The organism is Cognatishimia activa (assembly GCF_001458335.1).
Lineage (GTDB): Bacteria > Pseudomonadota > Alphaproteobacteria > Rhodobacterales > Rhodobacteraceae > Cognatishimia > Cognatishimia activa.
This window is the reverse complement of sequence record NZ_CYTO01000018.1, coordinates 61282-63023: the sequence shown is the minus strand read 5'-3', so window position 1 is coordinate 63023 and position 1742 is coordinate 61282. Positions and strand designations below refer to the sequence as shown.

Sequence of the window (1742 nt, the reverse complement as noted above, 5' to 3'; positions counted from 1 at the left end):
CGAGATGCTGCGCTGCCTCCGATGGCCGCAACGAGCCCAAACTATCGATTTTCTGCTTCGCGGCCAATGGCGGCTTTTGGGCTAGAGGGCCAAACTTTTGGTACTGGTGTATTCGTCCTATTGCATCATCATCTCATGAACTGCTTCCATACCACGATCAGCCATATCTGTGACCTCGGCAGCGTGTTGTTTGAGCGCCGCGACAAGTTCTGTGTCTTGTGACGTTTGCGTAACTACGATGCCTTCGTCAGTCAGTTCGATCTCGGTTTCGATTTTGTCGCCCCGCTGAAAGAAAACATCCAAAGTCCGGCTCTGAATGATGATCTCGGGGTCGTCTTTTTCCTCTACGCGGCGGATCATTCCAAAGACATGGCTGACCAATTGCTTCATCACCTCTTCATCCGATGATCGCGTGACTGTACGGATACCATTGGGAAGATTGGTGACTTCCCGCGTGATAGTCTCAAAATTGCGGAACATGACTGCAAGTTCGGCGCTCTCTTCAGGTGTCGCATTTTCCCCACGTAAGCCCGGCATATTGATCTCATCATGTCCAGTTCCATCGGCCCCGTGCATATGGCCGCCCCCGGACATGTGCTGAGACATCATATGGAGGGAGTTTCCCTTGGCGTAGAAAACACCTCCTGCGGCCAGCGTCACCAGGGCAAATAGCCCGATCGCAATTCGATGTTTGCCGTATTTTTTCTGAAAGAAAGTCACCATCAATTCCGATACATAAGTATGTGTTGTAGTTCATCTATTCAGCATTCCGCCTAAATCACATATGATACAGATCATGTATCCGGAAATTGTTGCCCTTTTTGACGATGCCCAAACGACCTGCCTTGCCAAGGGGCAAGTCCTATTTCGAAACGCCGAACCGGTCAGATCTATGTTTATTGTGGAAGAGGGTAGCGTGGAACTGGTGCGTCATGCGCGATCTGGCACCCGCTTGGTGCTGTCACGTGTAAGGCCGGGAAATGTGTTGGCTGAAGCTTCAGCCTACGCGAAGGTCTATCATTGTGATGGGGTGTCGCTTTCACGATCACGCGTGAAGCGTGTTCCCGTTTCTGAGTTTCAGCAAAAGTTAACTTCAAACGCAGACTTGCAGTACGTCTGGGCCAAGGCCCTAGCGCATGAATTGCAGGCTGCCCGCATGAATGCTGAGGTGCGAACTTTGCGGACAGTCGCCGAGAAAGTTGATGTCTGGCTTGAAAGCAACAAATCCCTCCCACCGAGGGGTGAGTTGCAGGTTTTAGCGCAAGTTTTGGGCGTCACGCGGGAAGCACTATATCGGGAACTGGCCAAACGAAGAGCATAGCACAGGTTTGCATCAGGGAGCTCCAGAGGCTTCCATTAGGGCATCTGCAGCGAACTACTACTTCGTCCCGCAAAGTGTGAGTTCGAGCGTCCTCAGTTTTCGCGCTCACAGGGAATGTCGGCAAACCGAACTGCGACTGCAGCATTGGGACGTCTCTGGAGCCACAATACTTGAAGAACCTGCGCACGATACTCCAAGTACCAGCTTGTTGAACTCAGAGAATATTCGTAGTTCGAATATCATCGGCAACGAAGTCTATGAGTGCGCGGACCTTGTTGGGCAGCGTGCGCCCCTCGAGATAGACGGCACCAAGTTCACTGGCCTCTCCGGAGTATTCTGTGAGCAGTGGCAGTAACCTGGCCTCTTCTAGGTAATCGCCAAGCGCAAACCGAGGCGTGTAGGCAACTCCAAGTCCCTGAAT

3 protein-coding genes are annotated in these 1742 nt (G+C 52.1%); 1 reads left to right on the top strand and 2 read right to left on the bottom strand.

The features are described 5' to 3' along the window. Positions 1 to 117: 117 nt before the first annotated feature. A complete protein-coding gene (locus TA5113_RS09125; RefSeq protein ID WP_245627125.1) occupies positions 118 to 720 on the bottom strand; it encodes a hypothetical protein in 603 nt (200 codons plus the stop codon). A 76-nt stretch (positions 721 to 796) separates the two neighbouring features. On the opposite strand from TA5113_RS09125, the gene TA5113_RS09120 reads away from it, so the two are divergent. After that, positions 797 to 1321, top strand: a complete 525-nt coding sequence (locus TA5113_RS09120; protein WP_058314193.1) for a Crp/Fnr family transcriptional regulator — start codon at positions 797 to 799, stop codon at positions 1319 to 1321. A 214-nt stretch (positions 1322 to 1535) separates the two neighbouring features. Here the strand turns inward: TA5113_RS09120 and TA5113_RS09115 are convergent. Beyond that, a partial coding sequence (locus TA5113_RS09115) for a LysR substrate-binding domain-containing protein (RefSeq protein ID WP_258953919.1) occupies positions 1536 to 1742 on the bottom strand: 207 nt, incomplete at its 5' end.